A 19,393-nucleotide genomic window follows, 5' to 3' on the forward strand; every position below is an offset into this window, starting at 1 on the left:
GCTAGGTCGCCTCGGCGTCGAAGGGTGCTGGGCCGCCCGCGGGGGCTGCTGCGCGCGGAGCGGGGCGCCGGACGGGCGCCGCGACGGCCGCCGCGGCCGGTGCCGCGGTCTCCTCGACGAGCGCCTCCCGGATGATGCGGCGCGGGTCGTACTGGCGCGGATCCAGCTTCTTCCAGTCGACGTCGTCGAACTCGGGGCCCATCTCCTCGCGCATGCGGTCCTTGGCGTTGTCGGTGAACGACTTCACCGACTTCACGAGGCGGGCGAGCTGGGCCGCGTAGCGGGGCAGCCGGTCGGGGCCGACGAGCACCACCGCGAGCACCCCGATGAGGAGGAGCTTCTCGAAGGTGAGCCCCAGGAACATGCGACCACCCTAACCGCCGTCGCCGGGGCCGAGCTTCGCCGCCCGCCGCACGGAGCCTGGGGATTGCGGGGAGAGCCTCCCGGATCGCCATAGGCTGGGACCCGTATGTCCGAGAAGGAAGCCAACTGGAAGTACGCCGACGACTACGTCGCCGAGCCGGAGGCGATCGCGCGCGCCCGCGAGCACTCCCTCGAGCTCGGCGTCGAGCCCGTCTCCCCCGCCGTGGGCTCCCAGCTCGCGGTGCTCGCCGCCGCGCTGAAGGCGCGCTCGATCGTCGAGATCGGGACCGGCACCGGCGTCTCCGGCCTCTGGCTGCTGACGGGCGCGCCGACGGCCACCCTCACGTCCATCGACTCCGAGCCCGACCACCAGTCCGCGGCGCGACTCGCATTCGCCGAGGCGGGAATCGGGCTCAGCCGGCTGCGGCTCATCTCGGGACGGGCTCAGGATGTGCTGCCGCGCATGAACGAGGAGTCATACGACCTCGTCCTGGTGGACGCCGACCCGAAGCACGTCATCGAGTTCGTCGAGCACGGCCTGCGGCTGGTGCGCCGGGGCGGCCTGGTGCTCGTCGCGCACGCGCTCTGGCACGGCGACGTCGCCAACCCGGTCCGCAGGGACCAGGTCTCCACCGCGTTCCGCACCCTGCTCGAGGAGATCGGCGGGTCGAACGCGGTGCTCAGCACGCTCTCACCGGCAGGAGACGGGCTCCTCCAGCTGGTTCGGCTCTAGCGTTCGGCTCTGGCCCCTGCGCTCAGCCGCAGAGGCTGCCGGCCCGCGTCCTCGATGGGCGGCGGGCCGGGACCTCGGCGTCAGTTCGCGCCGACGACCGCTCCGAGCGCGTCGTGCAGCTCCCGGGCCTCGGCGTCGTTCACGGAGACGACCAGACGGCCTCCACCCTCGAGCGGAACACGCACGATGATGAGACGGCCTTCCTTGACGGCCTCCATCGGCCCGTCCCCGGTCCTCGGCTTCATTGCGGCCATGGAGCTTCCCCTTTCAAAGGTTGCGGCTTCCATTATCCCGTAGCGCGCCGACATGCGCCAAAAAACACGTGCCGGTCAGGGCACGGACCACCAGGAGCTGACCGGTCCCCAGGTCGCCCAGAGCCAGGCGAACTGGAGCACGAGCGACACCAGGACGGCGCCGATCCGGTAGGCCGTCGACTTCGGCTGGGCGAGCGCGCCGGCGAGGGGGAACATCGGGATGAGGAGCCGGAACGTGCTCGACTGCGGGAAGAAGACGGCGAACAGGTACGACGCATACGCCGCGAGCCATACGCGCATCTCGACGCCGAGGCGGCGCACCGCGGGGAGGAACAGCACGATCGCGAACGCGGCCACGATGAGCCCGACGACGATCCAGCCGAGCGGCGTGCCGAAGTAGAGACCGAACGCCTGGAACCAGGGCGCGAACGGCACGAGGTGCTGATGGCCGATGAGCGGGGCCCGCCAGGCCAGCTCGGTGTCGGTGTAGGCGCTGAGGGAGCCGGTCGCGATCCAGGCCGCGATGGGCCAGGCGAGGCCGAGGATGCCGCTGAAGACCGCCAGTCCGCCGCTGATCCAGCGCTCGCGCACCGGGAATGGCTCCTTCTCGCGCTGCACGAGCCGGACGATCCAGTACAGGGAGAGGGCGAACGCGAACGCGAGCCCGGACGGGCGGGTGAGCGCCATCACCGCCGTCACCGGGAACAGCCAGCCCCATTTGCGGCGGAGGAGCAGATAGAGCGCGAGGGCGAGCAGGAACGTGTGCATCGCCTCGGCGTATGCCATCTGGAAGATGAACGACAGCGGCGACACCGAGAAGAGGACGACTCCGAAGAAGGCCTGGTCCTCGTCCAGCCGCAGCCGGAACAGCTTGAAGACCATGAGCGCCGCGGCGAAGCCGAACAGCAGCGAGACGAGGAACGCCGCGACCGGCCACCAGGCGCCCGTGAGCGCGGCGAGGATGGAGACGAAGTACGGGTAGACGGGCATGAACGCCCACTGGTTCTCGGCGACGTAGCCCGCCGCGTCGAGCGGCAGCTCGGTCGGATAGCCGACCGCGGCGATGTACCAGTACCAGTAGCCGTCCCAGAGGGCGCTGTAGGAGAAGAAGTCGGGGTTCGCGCCCGCGCGGGACTGCGGGGTCAGCTGGGTCGCGGTGAGCGCCAGCGCGATGGTGGTGAGGACGCGCGCGCCCGCGTACACGAGCACCACCCGGACCCACCACGGCGCACGGCGCCAGAGGGAGGGGTCCGGCGGAGCGGCGGGGACGGCGGTCGCGGAGGTCAGCTCGAGGCTCCCGTCAGCCAGGCTCGCAGCCCGCGCTCACAGTCGGTGATCTGCTGCAGCGGCACGTTCTCGTCGTCCGCGTGCGCCTTCAGCGGGTCACCCGGGCCGTAGTTGACGGCCGGCATGCCGAGCCGTGAGAAGCGGGCGACGTCCGTCCAGCCGTACTTCGGCATCGGCGTGCCGCCGACGGCGTCGACGAAGTGCTGCGCGATCGGGGCGTCGAGCCCGGGACGGGCGCCCGCCGCGAGGTCGACGATCCGCACGTCGTAGCCCTCGAACAGCTCGGTGATGTGGGCGACGGCCTCCTCGGCGCTGCGGCTCGGCGCGAAGCGGTAGTTGATGTGCACCATGCACTCGTCCGGGATGACGTTGCCGGCGATCCCGCCCGTGATTCCGACGGCGCTGAGGCCCTCGCGGTAGACGAGGCCGTCGACCTCCACCTGGCGGGCCTCGTAGGCCGCGAGCCGGTCGAGGATCGGAGCGGCCTTGTGGATCGCGTTCTCGCCCACCCAGGAGCGGGCGGAGTGCGAGCGCTTGCCGTAGGTGCGGATCTCCGCGCGGAGGTTGCCGTTGCAGCCTCCCTCGATCTGCGAGCGGGTCGGCTCGCCGAGGATCGCGAAGTCGCCGGCCAGCAGCTCGGGATGCGACTGGGAGAGCCGGTTGAGGCCGTTCTTCGCCTCCGACACCTCCTCGTGGTCGTACCAGATCCACGTGACGTCGGCGATGGGGTCGGTCAGCTCCGCCGCCAGCTTGAGCTGCACGGCGACGCCCGCCTTCATGTCGACGGTGCCGCGACCCCAGAGCACGTCGACGCCGTCGATCGTCGCGAACCGGGTGGGCAGGTTCGCGTTCAGCGGCACCGTGTCGATGTGCCCCGCGATCACGACCCGCTGGTCGCGGCCGAGCCGGGTGCGGGCGACGATCGTGTCGCCGTGCCGCGAGACCGTGAGATGCGGGAGGACGGACACCGCGTCCTCGATGAGGTCGGCCAGCGCCCCCTCATTGTCGGACACCGACTCGATGTCGCAGATCGTGCGGGTGAGTTCGATCGACGATGCGGTCAGGTCGAGCGGCATGGATTCACCCTACCGAGCGCCCGGCGCCCTCCCCCGGCGGCCCGCCCTCCTCGCCTCGATACCCTGGAGCCATGCCGAGAGAAGCGCGGAACGCCTGGGGATACGGACTCGCGACGGTCGCGTCGGACGGGACGGTGCTCGACACCTGGTTCCCGGAGCCGAGGCTCGGGGCCTTCCCCGCCGGCCGCGACCGCTGGATCGCGCCCAAGGAGCTGCAGCAGCACGCGGTTCCGGATCCTCGTCGAGACGTGCGGGTCGAGACCATCACGGTCGAGATCGACCTCGACCGCGCGCCCGCGTCCACTCCGGACGCGTACCTGCGCCTGCACCTGCTGTCGCACCTGCTGGCGGCGCCCAACACGCTGAACCTCGACGGCATCTTCGCCCAGCTGCCGAACGTGGCGTGGACCTCCGCCGGCCCCGTGCACCCCGACGCGGTGACGCGTCTGCGCCGTTCCCTCCTGCGCGAGGGCATCCAGGTGCAGGGCGTCGACCGCTTCCCGCGGCTGACGGACTACGTGCTTCCCGACCGCGTCCGCATCGCCGACGCGTCCCGCGTCCGGCTCGGCGCGCACCTCGCGCCCGGCACGGTCGTGATGCACGAGGGATTCGTCAACTTCAACGCCGGCACGCTCGGCACCTCGATGGTGGAGGGACGCATCTCGCAGGGCGTCGTCGTGGGCGACGGGTCCGACGTGGGCGGCGGCGCATCCATCATGGGCACCCTGTCGGGCGGCGGCACCGAGCGCGTCGTCATCGGCGCGCGGGCCCTGCTCGGCGCGAACGCGGGCGTCGGCATCTCGATCGGCGACGACTCCGTCGTCGAGGCCGGCCTCTATGTCACCGCCGGCACCAAGGTGGTGCTCGTGGGCTCCGCCCCGAACGCCGACGGCACGCTGCAGACGGTGAAGGCCCGGGAGCTGTCCGGGGTGCCGAACCTGCTGTTCCGCCGCAACTCCCTCACCGGCGCGGTCGAGGCGGTCCCCCGCAGCGGCCAGGGCATCGAGCTCAACGCCCAGCTCCACTCCGCATAGCTCGCGGCCTCGCCGCGAGCACCCGCTGGTTGAGGAGCGACCGCAGGGAGCGTCTCGAAACCTCGTGACGTGCCTTCGCACGCAACCAGCGTGGCCCGGCTCGTGGGCCGCCTGCCGGATTTCGACACGCCGACTTCGGCGGCTCCTCAATCACCGAGCCCAGCGGCCTTACCGCTGGATGTGGCGCTCCGCCGGGCCGACGTAGAGCTGCTGGGGGCGCCCGATCTTCGTGGCCGGGTCGTCGTTCATCTCGCGCCAGTGGGCGATCCAGCCGGGGAGCCGGCCGATCGCGAAGAGCACTGTGAACATGCGGGCCGGGAAGCCCATCGCCTTGTAGATGACGCCCGTGTAGAAGTCGACGTTCGGGTAGAGCTTGCGCTCGATGAAGTAGTCGTCGGCGAGCGCGATCTGCTCGAGCTCGCGGGCCATGTCGAGCAGCGGGTCGTGCACGCCGAGCGCCTCGAGCACCTCATCGGCGCTCTCCTTGACGAGCTTCGCGCGCGGGTCGTAGCTCTTGTAGACGCGGTGCCCGAACCCCATGAGGCGGACACCCTCCTCCTTCTTCTTGACCCGCTCGACGAACTTCGCGACGCCCTCGCCGGAGTCGCGGATCTGGCCGAGCATCTTGAGGACGGCCTCGTTCGCACCGCCGTGCAGCGGCCCGTAGAGCGCGTTGATGCCGGCGGAGACCGACGCGAAGATGTTCGCCTCCGTCGAGCCCACCAGGCGGACGGTGGAGGTGGAGGCGTTCTGCTCGTGGTCCTCGTGCAGGATGAGCAGCCGGTCGAGCGCCTTCGACAGCACCGGGTTCACCTCGTACGGCTCCGCCATCGTGCCGAAGTTGAGGCGCAGGAAGTTGTCGACGAAGCTCAGCGAGTTGTCCGGGTAGAGGAACGCCTGGCCGAGGCTCTTCTTGTGCGCGTAGGCGGCGATCACGGGCAGCTTCGCGAGGAGGCGGATCGTCGAGATCTCGACCTGCTCCGGGTCGTGCACGTTGAGGGAGTCCTCGTAGTACGTCGACAGGGCGGAGACGGCGCTGGAGAGGATCGACATCGGGTGCGCCGTGTGCGGCAGCGCGGCGAAGAAGCGCTTGATGTCCTCGTGCAGCAGTGTGTGCCGGCGGATCTTCTCGTCGAACTCGGCGAGCTGGTCGGCGGTCGGCATCTCGCCGTAGATGAGGAGCCAGGCGACCTCGAGGTAGGTGGACTGCTGCGCCAGCTCCTCGATCGGATAGCCGCGGTAGCGGAGGATGCCCTGCTCGCCGTCGATGAAGGTGATCGCGGAGCGGGTCGAGGCGGTGTTGACGAAGCCCTGGTCGAGAGCGGTGTAGCCCGTTTTCCGCGTGAGGGTCGAGACGTCGATGCTCGAGGCGCCGTCGACGCTCGGGATCACCGGGAACTCGGCGGTTCCTCCCGGGAACGTCAGCGTCGCCTTCTGTGCTTCACCGGTGCCGTCGACAGCGCCCACGGGTCCTCCTCCGACTCCTAGCAGGGGGAATCCCGCCGCATCGTGGGCAGCGGGACGTATCGCTTCAGCCTAGGCGGTCCCGACCGGTCGGTCACATCGAGCCGGAAGGGCGGCCGGATCAGGCGTTCGCGGCCTGCGGCGGCAGCGCCGACACGACCGGGTGGTCCTTCGGGATGACGCCGACCTTCGCCGCGCCGCCCGGGGATCCGATGTCCTCGAAGAACTCGACGTTCGCCTTGTAGTAGTCCGCCCACCGGTCCGGGAGGTCGTCCTCGTAGTAGATCGCCTCGACGGGGCAGACCGGCTCGCAGGCCCCGCAGTCGACGCATTCGTCGGGGTGGATGTAGAGCATCCGATCGCCCTCGTAGATGCAGTCGACGGGGCACTCGTCGATGCAGGCGCGGTCCTTGACATCGACGCACGGAAGCGCGATCACGTAGGTCACTGGATGCTGTCCTCTCCCCCAGCAGTATTCCACCGAACGCCGGCAGGCTCCGAATCGCGGCGCTGGGGCAGGCGGGGCCAGCCGAGGATCACCGCGATGAGCACGGCCGGGACGATCGTCCAGGCGAGGCCCGCTGGGTTGGCGGGCAGCAGCGCGGACCCGCTGGGGCCCGGCATCGCGAGCAGGCCGATCGCCGTGATCACCCCGGCGGAGGCGAGCCCCGCGTGCAGCCGCGAGTCGAGCACGAGGCGCAGTCCGGCGATGAGGCAGCCGACCGCGACGAGCGCCGCGATCAGCCCGATCGGGACGCGCAGGCCGAGGAGAGACCATGCCGACTGGTGCGCGAAGGTGCCGATCCCGCCGGTGATCAGCCCGATCACCGCGCACGCGACGAGGGCTCCGATGCGGGTGGCGAGCGAGGGCTGGTCGGGGTCGGGGAGCACGCGGCATTGTACGTCCGCTGCCTGGGCGGCGCTTCCCAACGCGGTGGTCAGCCCTGGCTGCCGCTCGACTGCTTCGGGGTCACGGTGTAGTTCGCGACCCAGCCATCGCCGTCCTGCGTCAGCACGACGGCGACGCCCCAGTTCGCCCCGTCGTACACGGCTCCGCCCTGGGCGTCCGGGGCGGTGCCGGCGACGAGCGTGAAGCCGGCCGCCTCGAGGTCGGCGCGGATCTGCTCTCCCGCCGCCTGGTCCGAGACCCGGACGGTGACGTTGAAAGCCCTGCCCGCGCCGTCGCCGACCCCAACGCCGTAGGCGATCTCGCCGTCGTAGAGCGGCACCTCGGCCGGGAACCCCTCGGGCACGCTGCCGCCACCGAGCTCGACGCCTCCGCCCGTCCCCTGCTCGATCAGCGTCTCGACGGGGTTCCCGACACAGCCGGTCAGCGCGGGCGCGGCGAGGGCGGCGAGGAGCAGGACGGGGACGAGGCGGCGGCGCATGCCTTCGAGGGTAGCGGCGGGCCCTGCGCGAACCCGGAGGCCCGCCTCGCCTAGCCCGCCGCGATACTGGCGATCTGGATGAGGTTTCCGCACGTGTCGTCGAGCGTCGCCGTCGTCATCGGACCCTGCGTCACGGGCGGCTGGACGAAGCGCACGCCGAGACCGCTGAGGCGCTCGTACTCGGCGTGCACGTCCTCCACCCCGAAGCTCGTGAACGGGATGCCGTCCTCGACGAGCGCAGCCTTGAACGGCCCGACGGCCGGATGGTCGGAGGGCTCCAGCAGCAGCTCGACGGCGTCCGGCGCCTCCGGGGACACGACGGTGAGCCAGCGATGCTCACCGAGCGGGATGTCCGTCTTCGGCAGGAAGCCCAGCTTGCCCGCATAGAACTCGAGCGCCTTCTGCTGGTCGTCCACGAAGACGCTGGCGGCGGTGATCCTCATCGTTCCTCCTTGATCGGCGGCGCGAGGCGATCGATCCAGTCGCGCACGCCGCCGAGCGCGGAAGGGTCGAGGTGATGCAGGGTGGTGCGGCCGTCGGCACGGGTGGTCAGCAGCCCGGCGTCCTCGAGCACCGCGAGGTGCTTCGAGACGGCCTGGCGGCTCATCCCCCGACCGGCGGTGGTGAGGCGCACGCACAGCTCGAAGAGCGTCTGATCGTTGCGCAGGGCGAGCTGCTCCAGCAGCAGGCGGCGCACCGGATCGGCGATCGCCCGGAACACCTCCTCGTCCATGGGGACACCATAGGCAACCATGCGGTTGCCTATCAAGAGCGGGTGGAGTTCTCTCGACCACGGAAGGTGGCGATGCCGGAGATCGGGTGCGGATTGTCGAAGCGGCGATCGCCCATCCGACGTCAGGATGAACCCGTCCGACGAAGGAGGACCCCATGAAGTTCCTGATGCTCGTCCAGAGCGACGCCGAGGCCGAGCCCTACACGCCCGAGGCCGACGACGCCCCCGACTGGGCGGCGGAGGCGGACGCCTCAGGCGCTCGCCTCGACGGCGACCGCCTGCGCCCCGCGGAGGAGGCGAAGGGGGTGCGGGTGCGCGGCGGCCGGCTGCTCGTCACGGACGGTCCGTTCGCCGAGACGAAGGAGGCGATCGTCGGCTACGACGTGCTGCAGTGCGCCGACCTCGACGAGGCGATCGAGCTGGCGTCCCGCCACCCGATGGCCCGCTTCGGCCGCCTCGAGCTGCGAGCCGTCTGGCCGTTCGAGGACTGACGTCCGCGGCTGCATCCGCTGAGCGCGCCCTGAAACGCCGAGCGCACCCCGTGCCCGAGGTGCGCTCGGTGCTGCGGGGTGCGCTCGGTGGAGGAGAGGCGGCTACGCGTTCTGCTTCTTGAGGCGGGAGGCCGCCCGGGCGCGCAACGTCTGGTCCAGCTCCACCTTGCGGATGCGGATCGCGGTCGGCGTGACCTCGACGCACTCGTCCTCGCCGGCGAACTCGAGGCTCTCCTCGAGCGAGAGGCGGCGGGGCGGGGTGAGGCGCTCCAGCTCGTCGGCCGTGGAGGAGCGGATGTTGTTGAGCTGCTTCTCCTTGGTGATGTTCACGTCCATGTCCTCGGAGCGCGAGTTCTCGCCGATGACCATGCCCTCGTAGACCTCCTCGCCGGGGCCGACGAAGAAGGTGCCGCGGGACTGCAGCGTGATCAGCGCGTTGGTCGTGACGACGCCCGCGCGGTCGGAGACGAGGGAGCCGCTGTTGCGGACCGTGATGGCGCCGGCCCAGGGCTCGTAGCCGGAGAAGATGGCGTTCGCGATGCCGGTGCCGCGCGTGACGGTGAGGAAGTCGGTGCGGAAGCCGATGAGGCCGCGCGACGGCACGAGGAACTCCATGCGGACCCAGCCGGTGCCGTGGTTCGACATCGACTCCATGCGGCCTCGGCGGCCGGCGAGGAGCTGGGTGATCGCGCCGAGGTGCTCCTCGGGGGCGTCGATCGTCAGGTGCTCGTAGGGCTCGTGCGTCTTGCCGTCGATGACGCGGGTGACGACCTGCGGCTTGCCGACGGTGAGCTCGTAGCCCTCGCGGCGCATCTGCTCGACGAGGATCGCGAGCGCGAGCTCGCCGCGGCCCTGCACCTCCCACGCGTCCGGTCGTCCGACGTCGACGACGCGGATGGACACGTTGCCGATGAGCTCCCGGTCGAGGCGGTCCTTGACCATGCGGGAGGTGACCTTGCCGCCCTTCACCTTGCCGACGAGCGGCGAGGTGTTGGTGCCGATGAGCATCGAGATCGCGGGCTCGTCGACGGTGATCGCGGGCAGCGGGCGGACGTCCTCGGGGTCGGCGAGGGTCTCGCCGATCGTGATGTCCTCGATTCCCGCGACGGCGACGATGTCACCGGCGGACGCCGAGTCGGCCGGGAAGCGGTCGAGCGCCTTCGTGACCAGCAGCTCGGTGATGCGGACGTTCTGGGTGGAGCCGTCGTGGCGGACCCAGGCGACCGTCTGGCCCTTCTTCACCTCGCCCTGGAAGATGCGCAGCAGCGCGATGCGGCCGAGGAACGGCGACGCGTCGAGGTTGGTAACGTGAGCCTGGAACGGGTGCTCCGGGTCGTAGGTCGGTGCCGGGATGTGGGTGAGGATCGCCTCGAACAGCGGCTCGAGGTCCGCGTTGTCGGGCAGCTCGCCGTTCGCGGGCTCGTTGCGGCTCGCGGCGCCGGCGCGGCCGGAGGCGTAGACCACGGGCACGTCGAGGATCGCGTCGAGGTCGAGGTCGGGGACCTCGTCCGACAGGTCGCTCGCCAGACCGAGGAGCAGGTCGTGGCTCTCCTCGACGACCTCGGGGATGCGCGCGTCGGGGCGGTCCGTCTTGTTGACGACGAGGATGACGGGCAGCTTCGAGGCGAGCGCCTTGCGGAGCACGAACCGGGTCTGCGGCAGCGGGCCCTCGCTCGCGTCGACGAGCAGGACGACACCGTCCACCATCGAGAGACCGCGCTCGACCTCCCCGCCGAAGTCGGCGTGGCCGGGGGTGTCGATCACGTTGATGGTGATCGGGGTGCCGTTCGCGTGGGCGCCGGCATACGAGATCGCGGTGTTCTTCGCGAGGATCGTGATGCCCTTCTCACGCTCGAGCTCGTTCGAGTCCATCGCGCGGTCCTCGAGGTGGGCGTGCTCGGCGAACGAGTTGGTCTGGCGGAGCATGGCGTCGACGAGCGTCGTCTTGCCGTGGTCGACGTGGGCGACGATCGCGACATTGCGCAGGTCGGAGCGCGCGGCTGAAGCCATGGGAAACATCCTTGGGAAGAGGGGCCGTCGTCGGCCGAAGCAGGCTGAAGGGCGCGTGGCGCCCCAGCGATCCTCCAGTCTAACGCCGCGGGGGGTGTCGGCATTCCCCTTCAGCAGGAACGGAGGGGGTTCGGCAGGCGGGATGGATCGGGTTCGGCGGGCACTTCGGGTCTCAGAGGGGGGCTGGCGAGGTTCAGCAGGAACGACCGTCAACTTCAGCAGGAACGGACGGCGTCGGGGGTGGTGCTAGCAAGGTTCAGCAGGAACGGAGAGCGTTCAGGAGGCAGAACTGGTCCTGGTGTGCCTGCTGAAGTGGTTCCGTGCCTGCTGAGGAGGGGGGCCGTTCCTGCTGAAGGAGTCTGTTCCTACGGAGGGACTCCGTTCCTGCTGAGGCGGACGACCACTCCTGCCGGGATCCCGTGCCTGCTGAGCCACCAGAAGCTCACTTCAGCAGGCACCGCGGGGCTTCAGCAGGCAGAACTCGGCCTGTTCTGCCTGCTGAGGCGGTTCCGTTCCTGCTGATGGAACGCCGGTTCCTGCCGAGACAAGACCGTTCCTGCTGAGGGACAAAGGGCGTTCCTGCTGAGGGACAAAGGGCGTTCCTGCTGAGGGACAGAGGGCGTTCCTGCTGAGGGACAGAGGGACAGGGAAAGGGGCGGACCCGAACGGGCCCGCCCCTTCCTCCCGATGCCGTCAGGCGGCGACGGGGACGGCGGCGGAGCGCTCCGCCTCGGCGGTCTCCTGCTCGACGGGGCGGCGGCGCACCCAGCGCTTCAGGGCGACCACCAGCAGGGCCGAGACCACGGCGCCGACGATGACCCAGAGGGCGAAGAGGGCGAAGTTGCCGATCGCGAAGAAGACGAACACCCCTCCGTGCGGGGCCTGCGAGGTGACGCCCGTGCCCATGATCAGCGCGCCGGTGAGGGCGGAGCCGACGATGCCGGCGGGAAGCACGCGCAGGGGGTCTGCGGCCGCGAACGGGATGGCGCCCTCCGAGATGAAGGCCGCGCCGAGCAGCCACGCCGCCTTGCCGTTCTCGTGCTCGACCGCGCTGAAGCTCCTGCGGTCGATCACCGTCGCGAGGGCCATGGCGATCGGCGGCACCATGCCCGCCGCCATCACGGCGGCCATGATCTGCCACGGCGCCTGGTTCTCGAGACTGCCGGCGCCGAGGCCCGCCACCGCGAAGGCGTAAGCGACCTTGTTGACCGGACCGCCCAGGTCGAAGGCCATCATCGTGCCGAGGATCAGGCCGAGCACGACCGCGCCGGCGCCGGTCAGCGAGTTGAGCCAGTCGCTGAGCCCGGTCATGAGGGCGGCGATCGGGCCGCCGAGGAACATGAGCATCAGGCCGGACGCGACGATCGAGGCCCCGAGCGGGATGATCACCACCGGCATGAGGCCGCGGAGCCAGCGCGGGACCGCCGGCCGGCCGATGAGCCACGCAGCCCAGCCGGCGAGCAGACCGCCGACGAGGCCGCCGAGGAAGCCGGCATCCATCAGAGCGGCGACGGCACCGGCGACGAAGCCGGGGGCGATGCCGGGCCGGTCGGCGATCGCGTAGGCGATGTACCCGGCGAGCGCGGCGACCAGGAAGCCCATCGAGGTCTGGCCGATCACCAGCGCGACCGAGCCGAGGTAGGTGCCGAGGCCGCCCTCGGGCAGATTCCAGAGCGAGTTGTTGATGACGACGTCAGAGGCGACATCGGTGACCTGGTAACCGCCGAGCAGGAAGCCGAGGGCGATGAGGAGCCCACCGCCCGCGACGAACGGGATCATGTAGCTCACGCCGGTCAGCAGCCACCGCTTGAGCTTCAGACCGAAGTGCTCGTTCGCCTCCTCGGCCGTCGCGGCGGGGGCGTCGGCGGCCGGCACGCGGCGCGCATTCGGGTCCTTCGCGGCGGCGAGCGCCTCGGCGACCATGTCGTCCGGGTGGTCGACCCCGCGCTTCACGGGCGCCTGCACGACCGGCTTGCCGGCGAAGCGCCCGCGGTCGCGCACGTCGACGTCGACCGCGAAGATGACGGCGTCGGCGCGCGAGATGACGTCGGCGGGCAGCGGCGTCGCACCCGCGGAGCCCTGCGTCTCCACCCGCAGCTCGGCGCCGGCTCGTTTCGCGGCCGCGACCAGGGCGTCGGCGGCCATGTAGGTGTGCGCGATGCCGGTCGGGCAGGCGGTGACCGCCACGAGGAGCGGCGCATCGGACGACGGCGCGGGCGCCGCGGCGGGCGCGGCGGCCGGGGACGGCGCAGCCTCCGCGCCCTCCTCCTCGTCGCTCAGCGCCCTGCCGACGAGGGCGACGATGTCGTCCGGCGTGGCGGCGGCGCGCAGCTCCTCGAGGAACTCGGGGAGCATGAGCGACCGCGCGAGCTTCGCGAGCAGCTGAAGGTGCTCGGAGTGGGCCCCCTCGGGAGCGGCGATCATGAAGACGAGGTCGGCGGGCCCGTCGAACGAGCCGAAGTCGACCGGGGGCTTCAGGCGCGCCATCGCGAGGGACGCCTGGGTCACGGCGGACGAGCGGCAGTGCGGGATGGCGATGCCGCCGGGCACGCCGGTGTCGCCCTTGCTCTCACGCTCCCAGGCGTCGGCGAAGAGGGAGTCGGCCTCGGTGGCGCGGCCGGCGGCGACGACGCGCTCGGCGAGTGCGCGGATCACGTCCCGTCGCTCGGTGCCGAGGTCGGCGTCGAGGAGGACGAGATCACGGGTGATCAGATCGGTCATGGCGGTGTTCCTTTCAGATCCCGGCGACGGTGCGCGGGAGGGTGACGGCGGTGACGGGGATGAGGGGAAGGAGTTCGTGGACGTCGGAGGGGTCGGGCATCTCGCTGCCCGATCGGGCGGCGGCCGCCGCGCCGTGGGCGACCGCACGGCGCAGCCGCTCCTCGGGCTGTGCGCCGCGGACGTCGGCGAGGAGGTAGCCGGCGAGGGAGGAGTCGCCGGCGCCGACGGTGCTGCGGGGGCGGATGGCGGGCGCCGGGGCGTGCCAGACGCCGCCGGGGGTGACGAGCACGGCGCCGTGAGCGCCGAGCGTGCAGAGCACGGCGCCGACGCCGGAGGTGACGAGCCGCCGCGCGAGGTCCGCGACGAGCCGGGGCTCCTCCTCGAGGTCCCGCGGGTCCTCGCGCGCTCCGGTGAGCTCGACGAGCTCCTCCGCGTTGGGCTTGATCAGGTCGACGGCGGACGCGGCGAGGGTGGCGCCCAGGGCGGGCCCCGACGTGTCGAGCGCGACCTGCACGCCCGCGTCGCGCACCGCCCGAGCGATGGCGGCGTAGGCGTCGTCCGGCACACCGGGCGGCAGTGAGCCGCAGAGCGCGACCCAGCCCCCGCGGTGCCGGGCGGAGGCGACGACCGCCTCGGCCAGGCGCTCCCACTCGTCGGCGCTGAGCGTCGGTCCGGGCTCGTTGATCTTGGTGGTGGTGCCGTCCGGCTCGGTCACCGTGATGTTGGAGCGGAGCTCGCCCGCGATCGGCACCGACTTCACGGTGATGCCCTGCTGCGCGAGTGCGGTGACCACGGGCTCGTCGGGGCGGCCGGGCAGGACGGCGAGAGTGCTGCCGGCGAAGCGGTGCAGGGCGATGCTCACGTTCACGCCCTTGCCGGCGGGACTCGCCGTGGACGAGATCGCGCGGAGCACGGCTCCACGCTCGAGCGGGCCGACGAGCCCCACCGTCCGGTCCATGGACGGGTTGGCGGTGAGGGTGACGATCATGCGACGACCACCTCGACCTCGGCGTCCGCGAGGGCGCGGGCGAGCGGCGCGGGCGGGGCGGCGTCGGTGACGAGCACGTCGATGTCGGCCAGGCCCGCGAACAGGACGAGGGCCTCCTCGTCGAACTTGGTGGCGTCGGCGAGCAGGATGACGCGGCGGGCGGCGCGGACGATGGCGGTCTTGACCGCGGCCTCGCCCTCGTCCGGCGTGGTGAGGCCGGCGGCGGAGATCCCGTTCGTGCCGAGGACCGCGACGTCCGGTCGGAGCCGGGAGATCTGCTCGACCGTGCCGGGGCCGACGGCGGCGTCCGTCACGCGGCGGACGCGCCCGCCGAGCAGGTGCAGCTCCACGGCAGGCGCGTGCAGGAGGAGGGTCGCGGCCGTGACCGAGTGGGTGATCACGGAGAGGACGTCGTCGGTCCGCTCCCCCCGCCAGTCGGCGAGGAGCTCGGCGAGGACGCCCGTGCTGGTGCCCGCGTCGAGCAGGACCGCGGAACGGCCGTCGGAGGGGATGTAGCGGAAGGCGGCCTGCGCGATGCGCTGCTTCGCCTGCCGGGCGAGGTCGGTGCGCTGGGCGACCGCCGCCTCCACGGCGCTGGTGCGGTTGGGGGCCACTGCTCCCCCGTGCACGCGGCGGAGGAGACCCGCGCGCTCGAGGAGGTCCAGGTCGCGCCTGATGGTCTCCGTCGTGACGTCGAACCGCTCGGCCAGATCGGTGACTCCTGCTCGGCCCTGGGCCGTGATCACCGCGGAGATCGCGGCCTGTCGCTCTGGTGCGTACATCCTGTCGCCTTCGACTAGGGGGAAAGTTGGCCAACTATACGCAGACAAACCAACACGAAACAACAGAATCCCACGCCCCACTTCTGCGCTGGACGATCGGAGAGGCGCCCCCGTTCCGCTCGGATCACCCCGGCAGCATCGCCGCGGGCTCAGCAGCATCGCCACGGGCTCAGCAGGAACGTCGCGGGCTCAGCAGGCACGTCAAGGGCTCAGCAGGCAGAAGGGGCCGGCCGATGCCTGCCGTGGCCTCGCCGCGCCTGCCGTGGCCTCGCCGCGCCTGCTGAGGCCTCGCCGCGCCTGCTGAACCACGAGCTGTCGATCCTCCGAGCACGAGAAAAGGCCCCGGTCCGGCGGGAGAATCCGCCGGGCCGGGGCCCGAATTCAGCAGTGCGTCAGATGCCCAGCTTGATGCCCGCGCCCGGGATCGCGTCGAGGAGGTCGCGGGTGTACTGCTCCCGCGGTGAGTCGAACACCTCGTCCGTCGTCGCGGCCTCCACGATCCTGCCCTTCTGCATGACCGCGACGTTGTCGGCGATCACGCGCACGACCGCGAGGTCGTGCGTGATGAAGAGGTAGGTGAGCCCGAGCTCACCCTGCAGGTCGGCGAGGAGCCGGAGGATCTGCGCCTGCACGAGCACGTCGAGCGCCGACACCGCCTCGTCGAGCACGACGACGTCCGGCTTCAGCGAGAGGGCGCGCGCGATGGCGACGCGCTGGCGCTGGCCGCCCGACAGCTCGTTCGGGTACCGGCCTGCGATGACGCGCGGCAGGGACACCTGATCGAGCAGCTCGAACACGCGCTCGCGGCGGCTCGTCCGGTCGCCCACGCCGTGCACCTTGAGGGGTTCGGCGATCGTGTTGCCGATGTTGTTGAGCGGGTTGAGCGTGCCGTACGGGTCCTGGAACACGGGCTGCATGGTGCGCCGGAGCGACAGCAGCTGGCGTCCGCGCAGCGAGGCGATGTCGCGCCCCTGCACGCTGATCCGCCCGCTCGTCGGGTCCTCGAGGCGCAGCAGCAGCTTCGCGACCGTCGACTTGCCCGAGCCGGACTCGCCGACGAGGGCCGTCGTGGTGCCCTTCGCGATCGAGAAGGACACGTCGCCGACGGCCTTGAACTCGACCTGCTTGAAGCCGCCCGACCGGATCTTGAACACCTTGGTGAGGTTCTCGACCACGATGCTCGGCTCGCGGCGCACCTGGCCGTCGAGACCGGGCGTCACAGCCTCGACCCGCTCCTCGGCCGCCGCGATCAGGTCGACCGACGCGGCCGAGCCCGTCTCCGCGTGGGAGATGGAGCCGAGGTGCTGCCCGCTGGCCTGGATACGACGCGAGGCGAGGCTCGGTGCGGCGGCGATGAGCCGCTGCGTGTAGGGGTGCAGCGGGTTCTGCAGGATCTCGAGCGAGGGTCCCGCCTCGACGATCTTGCCCTTGTACATGACGATCAGCTTCGACGCTCGCTCCGCGGCGAGGCCGAGGTCGTGGGTGATGAAGAGCACCGCGGTGCCCGACTGCTCGGTCAGCGACTCGAGGTGGTCGAGGATGCGGCGCTGGACCGTCACGTCGAGGGCCGAGGTCGGCTCGTCGGCGATCAGCAGGCGAGGATCCGCCGCGAGGCCGATGCCGATGAGCACGCGCTGGCGCATGCCGCCGGAGAACTGATGCGGGAACTGGTGCAGCCGCTGCTCGGCGTCCGCGAGGCCCGCCTGCTTGAGGACCTCGATCGCCTTGGCGCGCACAGCGCGCTTGCCGGTCGCGAGCCCGTTGGCCTTGACCGTCTCCTCCACCTGGAAGCCGACGCTCCACACCGGGTTGAGGTTCGACATCGGGTCCTGCGGGACGAAGCCGATGAGCTTGCCGCGCACGTCCTCGAGCTCCCGGCGGGAGGCCTTGGCGAGGTCGCGGCCCTCGAAGAGGACCTGACCGCCCGTGATCTGGCCGCTGCCGGGGAGGAGGTTGATGATCGCGGCGGCAGTCGTCGACTTGCCTGAGCCCGACTCGCCGACGATCGCGACGGTCTCGCCGCGCTCGACGGTGAAGCTGACCCCGTTGAGGGCCTTCACCAGGCCGCCCTGGGTGCGGAAGCCGACTTCGAGATCGCGGACCTCGAGGAGCGGCGCGGCACCCGCGGACGTGTACTCGGTGGTGCTCATCGGAGAGCCCTCGCCTTCGGGTCGAGCGCGTCGCGCAGCGCCTCACCGAGCAGGATGAAGCTCAGCACGGTGGTCGTCAGCGCGATGGACGGGATGATCAGCGTCTGCGGATCGGTCCGCAGGTCGCGCTGGGCCTGGCTGATGTCGTTGCCCCACGACATGACGCTGCCGGGAAGGCCGACGCCGAGGAATGACAGGGTCGCCTCCGCCGTGATGGCCGCGCCGAGCGACAGGGTCGTGACGACGATGACGGGCGCGATCGAGTTCGGCAGCACGTGCCGGAACAGGATCCCGAGCTTCGACAGGCCGGTGGCGGTGGCCGCGGCGACGAAGTCGGAGTTCTTGACCCTCAGCACCTCGGAGCGGAGCACGCGGGCCGTGGTCGGCCATGCGAACACCCCGATCGCGAGCGCGATGACGAGGACGTTCCGGTGCGCCGAGAACACGGACATGATCACGACGGCCGCGAGGATGTAGGGGATCGAGAAGAAGATGTCGCCCGCGCGCATCAGCACGGTGTCCACCCAGCCGCCGAAGAAGCCGGCGAGGGCGCCGAAGACGATGCCCGTGATCGTGGTCAGCGCGATCACGATGAAGCCCACCGACAGCGACGTCGAGGCGCCGTGCACGACGCGCGAGTAGATGTCGCAGCCCTGCTTCGTGTAGCCCCACGGGTGGCCGGCGGACGGGCCGGCGTTGCTGTTCGACAGCTCGCAGCCGCTGTCGGGCGGCGTCGAGGTGAACAGGCCCGGGAACATCGCCACGAAGACGATGAACAGGATGAGCGCTCCGGAGATCCAGAAGATGGGGCGGCGGCGCAGGTCGCGCCAGGCGTCCCGCCACAGGTTGCTGGGCTTCTCGTCGAGCTTGACGGCGTCGACGTCGGCGACCGGCGTCTCGTCGACGTCGGCGACGAAGTGGTTCGCCGAGCGGGTGGGCCGCACGGCGGCCGGCGTCTCACTTGACATAGCGGATCCTCGGGTCGAGAAGTGCGTAGATGAGGTCGACGATGATGTTGACGACCAGGTAGAGCAGCACCATCACCGTGACGAACGACACGACCGTCGGCCGCTCCCCGCGGATGATCGCCTGGTAGAGCGTGTTGCCGACGCCGGGCACGTTGAAGATTCCCTCGGTGACGGTCGCGCCGACGATGAGCAGGCCGAAGTCGGCGCCGAACTGCGTCGTCACCGGGATGAGCGAGTTGCGCAGGATGTGCACCGGCACGATGCGGCGGCGCGAGAGGCCCTTGCTGTAGGCGGTGCGCACGAAGTCGGCGCCCGCCGTCTCGATGACGGACGACCGGGTGAGCCGGATGGCCGTCGCGATGACGAACAGCGCGAGCACGATGGCGGGCAGGATCAGCTTCGGCAGCGAGGCGTCGGCGCCCACCGTCGGGCTGAACCAGCCGAGCTGGACCGCGAAGAAGAACTGCGCGATGAAGCACAGCACGAAGATCGGCACGGAGATGAGCAGCAGACTGACGACGAGCGCGCTCGCGTCGAAGATGCCGCCCTTGCGCAGGCCGCTCCAGAGACCGACCGTCAGCGCGACGACCATCTCGATGACGATCGCGATGAACGCGAGCCGGAGCGTGACGGGGAACGTGCGGCCGAGGATCTCGTTGACCGACTGGCCCGAGAACGAGATGCCGAAGTCGCCCTGGAAGATGTTGCCGAGGTAGTTCAGGTACTGGATGAAGAACGGCTCGTTGAGGTGGTACTGCTCCTCGAGCCGCTCCAGCAGTGCGGGGTTCGGAGCCTTGTCGCCGAAGAGGGCGAGCAGCGGGTTCCCCGGCATCGCGAAGACCATGAAGTAGATGAGGAACGTCGTGCCGAGGAGCACGGGGATGGCCTGCAGCAGGCGGCGGACGATGTAGTACGCCATGGGTCAGGCCCGGATTTCGCCGGTGAGCATGG

At 70.8% G+C, this 19,393-nt stretch carries 20 protein-coding genes; 3 read left to right on the top strand and 17 right to left on the bottom strand.

Annotation, left to right across the window (positions count from 1 at the left end):
- Window position 1: 1 nt before the first annotated feature.
- Window positions 2-364, bottom strand: a complete 363-nt coding sequence (locus tag J3P36_RS07435; protein ID WP_210506793.1) for a Sec-independent protein translocase TatB — start codon at window positions 362-364, stop codon at window positions 2-4.
- Window positions 365-469: 105 nt separating this feature from the next.
- Here J3P36_RS07435 and J3P36_RS07440 point away from each other — a divergent pair, with 105 nt between their 5' ends.
- The gene (locus J3P36_RS07440; protein WP_210506795.1) at window positions 470-1,096 is read left to right on the top strand and encodes an O-methyltransferase; all 627 of its coding nucleotides are present in this window, start codon (window positions 470-472) and stop codon (window positions 1,094-1,096) included.
- Between the two features lie 80 nt (window positions 1,097-1,176).
- Here J3P36_RS07440 and J3P36_RS07445 read toward each other — a convergent pair whose 3' ends face one another.
- From J3P36_RS07445 to dapE, 3 genes are all read right to left on the bottom strand, one after another.
- Entirely contained in the window at window positions 1,177-1,350 is a 174-nt protein-coding gene (locus J3P36_RS07445; protein WP_210506797.1) for a DUF3117 domain-containing protein, read from the bottom strand.
- Between the two features lie 75 nt (window positions 1,351-1,425).
- Window positions 1,426-2,562: a glycosyltransferase family 39 protein gene (locus tag J3P36_RS07450; protein WP_307806992.1), complete on the bottom strand. Its 1,137-nt coding sequence runs from the start codon at window positions 2,560-2,562 to the stop codon at window positions 1,426-1,428.
- Window positions 2,563-2,633: 71 nt separating this feature from the next.
- Complete coding sequence (gene dapE / locus J3P36_RS07455) at window positions 2,634-3,713, bottom strand: succinyl-diaminopimelate desuccinylase (RefSeq protein WP_210506799.1); 1,080 nt, start codon at window positions 3,711-3,713, stop codon at window positions 2,634-2,636.
- A gap of 71 nt (window positions 3,714-3,784) precedes the next feature.
- Between dapE and dapD the strand changes: the two genes are divergently transcribed.
- The gene (dapD, locus tag J3P36_RS07460) at window positions 3,785-4,747 is read left to right on the top strand and encodes a 2,3,4,5-tetrahydropyridine-2,6-dicarboxylate N-succinyltransferase (protein ID WP_210506801.1); all 963 of its coding nucleotides are present in this window, start codon (window positions 3,785-3,787) and stop codon (window positions 4,745-4,747) included.
- A gap of 168 nt (window positions 4,748-4,915) precedes the next feature.
- Here dapD and J3P36_RS07465 read toward each other — a convergent pair whose 3' ends face one another.
- From J3P36_RS07465 to J3P36_RS07490, 6 genes are all read right to left on the bottom strand, one after another.
- Window positions 4,916-6,214: a citrate synthase gene (locus J3P36_RS07465; RefSeq protein ID WP_210506803.1), complete on the bottom strand. Its 1,299-nt coding sequence runs from the start codon at window positions 6,212-6,214 to the stop codon at window positions 4,916-4,918.
- 118 nt (window positions 6,215-6,332) lie between these two features.
- Window positions 6,333-6,659, bottom strand: coding sequence for a ferredoxin (fdxA, locus tag J3P36_RS07470; protein WP_210506805.1), 327 nt, complete (start codon window positions 6,657-6,659; stop codon window positions 6,333-6,335).
- Entirely contained in the window at window positions 6,656-7,102 is a 447-nt protein-coding gene (locus tag J3P36_RS07475; RefSeq protein ID WP_210506807.1) for a DUF6113 family protein, read from the bottom strand. Before J3P36_RS07475 ends, fdxA begins: the two co-directional genes overlap by 4 nt.
- Before the next feature lie 47 nt (window positions 7,103-7,149).
- Window positions 7,150-7,599, bottom strand: a complete 450-nt coding sequence (locus tag J3P36_RS07480; protein WP_210506809.1) for a hypothetical protein — start codon at window positions 7,597-7,599, stop codon at window positions 7,150-7,152.
- Window positions 7,600-7,649: 50 nt separating this feature from the next.
- Window positions 7,650-8,042 (bottom strand): VOC family protein, encoded by a 393-nt coding sequence (locus tag J3P36_RS07485; RefSeq protein ID WP_210506811.1) that lies wholly within the window; start codon window positions 8,040-8,042, stop codon window positions 7,650-7,652.
- Window positions 8,039-8,332, bottom strand: a complete 294-nt coding sequence (locus tag J3P36_RS07490) for a helix-turn-helix transcriptional regulator (RefSeq protein ID WP_210506813.1) — start codon at window positions 8,330-8,332, stop codon at window positions 8,039-8,041. The genes J3P36_RS07485 and J3P36_RS07490 overlap by 4 nt, the downstream gene beginning before the upstream one ends.
- Window positions 8,333-8,487: 155 nt before the next feature.
- Between J3P36_RS07490 and J3P36_RS07495 the strand changes: the two genes are divergently transcribed.
- Window positions 8,488-8,823 carry a YciI family protein gene (locus J3P36_RS07495; RefSeq protein WP_210506815.1) on the top strand — a complete coding sequence of 112 codons (336 nt, stop codon included), beginning with the start codon at window positions 8,488-8,490 and terminating at the stop codon, window positions 8,821-8,823.
- A 102-nt stretch (window positions 8,824-8,925) separates the two neighbouring features.
- On the opposite strand, the gene typA is transcribed toward J3P36_RS07495, so the two are convergent.
- The 7 genes from typA to J3P36_RS07530 form a co-directional block, all read right to left on the bottom strand.
- On the bottom strand, window positions 8,926-10,833 hold the full coding sequence (gene typA / locus J3P36_RS07500) for a translational GTPase TypA (RefSeq protein ID WP_210506816.1): 1,908 nt from the start codon (window positions 10,831-10,833) through the stop codon (window positions 8,926-8,928).
- 693 nt (window positions 10,834-11,526) lie between these two features.
- The gene (locus tag J3P36_RS07505) at window positions 11,527-13,554 is read right to left on the bottom strand and encodes a fructose-specific PTS transporter subunit EIIC (protein WP_210506817.1); all 2,028 of its coding nucleotides are present in this window, start codon (window positions 13,552-13,554) and stop codon (window positions 11,527-11,529) included.
- 13 nt (window positions 13,555-13,567) lie between these two features.
- Entirely contained in the window at window positions 13,568-14,542 is a 975-nt protein-coding gene (pfkB, locus tag J3P36_RS07510) for a 1-phosphofructokinase (protein WP_210506818.1), read from the bottom strand.
- Window positions 14,539-15,324, bottom strand: coding sequence for a DeoR/GlpR family DNA-binding transcription regulator (locus J3P36_RS07515; protein WP_210506820.1), 786 nt, complete (start codon window positions 15,322-15,324; stop codon window positions 14,539-14,541). Before J3P36_RS07515 ends, pfkB begins: the two co-directional genes overlap by 4 nt.
- A gap of 392 nt (window positions 15,325-15,716) precedes the next feature.
- Entirely contained in the window at window positions 15,717-17,474 is a 1,758-nt protein-coding gene (locus tag J3P36_RS07520) for an ABC transporter ATP-binding protein (RefSeq protein WP_210506822.1), read from the bottom strand.
- Window positions 17,471-18,442: an ABC transporter permease gene (locus J3P36_RS07525; RefSeq protein WP_210506824.1), complete on the bottom strand. Its 972-nt coding sequence runs from the start codon at window positions 18,440-18,442 to the stop codon at window positions 17,471-17,473. Before J3P36_RS07525 ends, J3P36_RS07520 begins: the two co-directional genes overlap by 4 nt.
- Window positions 18,432-19,361: an ABC transporter permease gene (locus tag J3P36_RS07530; RefSeq protein WP_210506826.1), complete on the bottom strand. Its 930-nt coding sequence runs from the start codon at window positions 19,359-19,361 to the stop codon at window positions 18,432-18,434. The genes J3P36_RS07525 and J3P36_RS07530 overlap by 11 nt, the downstream gene beginning before the upstream one ends.
- Window positions 19,362-19,393 lie beyond the last annotated feature (32 nt).

This window comes from Naasia sp. SYSU D00057, assembly GCF_017916505.1.
In the GTDB taxonomy this organism is placed as follows: domain Bacteria; phylum Actinomycetota; class Actinomycetes; order Actinomycetales; family Microbacteriaceae; genus Naasia.